Genomic DNA, 1,564 nt, shown 5'->3' on the forward strand with positions numbered 1-1,564 from the left:
GGCGTGCACAGCCCCGAGGCGCGCGGCATGGCGCTGGGCATGACCGCCCACGCCGTCGGCACCTCGGTGGCCCTGCAGGAAAGCGAAGAGTGCGGTGCCTTTGCCGCGCTGGCCATGAGTCTGATGGGCGTGGCCACGGCGGTGTTCCTGCCGTTGGCTGTGTCGGTGATTGTTTAAACCGGGTTTAAGGAAACCTTTATGAGTCTGGCGCTGTTTCCGCTCAATACCGTGCTGTTCCCTGGCTGCACCCTCGACCTGCAACTGTTCGAGGCGCGCTACCTGGACATGATCAGCCGCTGCCTGAAAAAAGGCGAAAGCTTCGGCGTGGTGTGCATCCTCGACGGTCGGGAAGTGGGCATGGCCCCGGACGGTTACGCGCTGGTCGGCTGCGAGGCACTGATCCGCGACTTCAAGCAGCAGGACAACGGCTTGCTGGGGATTCGCGTCGAAGGCGGGCGGCGCTTCCGCGTGCGTGACGCCGGGGTGCAGAAGGACCAGTTGCTGGTGGCCGACGTGCAATGGCTCGAAGAGTTGCCCGACCAGGCGCTGGAAGAGGAGGACGCCGATTTGCTCGCCTTGCTCCAGGCCTTGGCCGAGCATCCGATGGTCGCCTCGCTGGACATGGGCGCCCACGCCGATGGCCAGCAAGCCTTGGGCAATCAGCTGGCGTATCTGCTGCCGTTCACCGAGGCCGACAAGCTCGACCTGCTGCAACTCGACGACCCCCAGCAACGCCTGGATGCGATCCAGATGCTGCTCGACGAGTTGCAGGGCGAGCTCTTTACTCAGTAGGCATAGCGCAGCAGGGCATGGGAAGTGCCGTTGAGCGCGATAAAACTCAACACCGCCACCAACGCCGGTAGCAGCAGCCACCAGGCTTTTTGCGACATGGCCGGCAACGGGCTGCGGTACTGGATGGCGGTCAGGCTGAACGCACACACCGTCATCGCCAGCAGGGTGCCGGCCAAAATGTCCGTAGGCCAATGGGCGCCGAGGTAAACCCGCGACAGGGCAATAAATGCTGCAGGAATGCAGCCCATCAGCATCCAGGTCAGGCGCAACCGCGTGGGTTGCCCGCGACCGGCCAGCACCGCCAGGGCCAGGAAAAACGCGAACGCGCCGGAGGCATGGCCGCTGGGCATGCTGAAACTGGTGAGTGGGTCTGTGAGGATTTCCGGCCGGCCACGGGCGAAAAACAGCTTGGTGCCGGTGTTGATCACCGCCGCCCCGGCCAGGGTCGCGCCGACAAACAGCGCATGCCGCCATTGCCGCGCCAGGAACAGCAGGCCGGTGAACACGGCGCTGGCAAAAAACATCTTCTTGAACTCACCCAGCTGGGTGATCCGCACCATCACCTCGTCCAGCCACGGGCTGCGATGCTCCTGCACCAGCGCGCTGAGGCCCTGGTCGAAGTCGTTGAGGTGGGGGTAGCCGATAAACAAGGCGATTAACAGAACCAGGCTGGTGCAGCCGATCCACAACGTGGCGCGACGATGGCCGCGCACGCTGCTGTTCAGGCTCAGCCCCAGCACGGCCGCCAGGCACGCGGCGACAACCGCCGCTT

3 protein-coding genes are annotated in these 1,564 nt (G+C 64.6%); 2 read left to right on the forward strand and 1 reads right to left on the reverse strand.

The window, feature by feature from the left end; genetic code table 11:
- Together WBR57_RS22135 and WBR57_RS22140 are read left to right on the forward strand one after the other, a co-directional pair.
- A partial coding sequence (locus WBR57_RS22135) for an LrgB family protein (protein ID WP_424086620.1) occupies positions 1-177 on the forward strand: 177 nt, incomplete at its 5' end.
- Between the two features lie 21 nt (positions 178-198).
- Positions 199-792, forward strand: coding sequence for an LON peptidase substrate-binding domain-containing protein (locus WBR57_RS22140; RefSeq protein WP_424086616.1), 594 nt, complete (start codon positions 199-201; stop codon positions 790-792).
- On the opposite strand, the gene WBR57_RS22145 is transcribed toward WBR57_RS22140, so the two are convergent.
- Positions 786-1,564: phosphatase PAP2 family protein (locus WBR57_RS22145; protein ID WP_424086618.1), on the reverse strand; the 779-nt coding region annotated here is incomplete at its 5' end. The genes WBR57_RS22140 and WBR57_RS22145 overlap by 7 nt on opposite strands.

The sequence above is a fragment of the Pseudomonas sp. genome, from assembly GCF_049590575.1.
Classification (GTDB): Bacteria; Pseudomonadota; Gammaproteobacteria; order Pseudomonadales; family Pseudomonadaceae; genus Aquipseudomonas.

What these genes read in the sequence shown, in the direction of transcription:
- WBR57_RS22140 (WP_424086616.1), top strand. Translation starts at nt 199, where the DNA reads ATGAGTCTGGCGCTGTTTCCGCTCAATACCGTGCTGTTCCCTGGCTGC.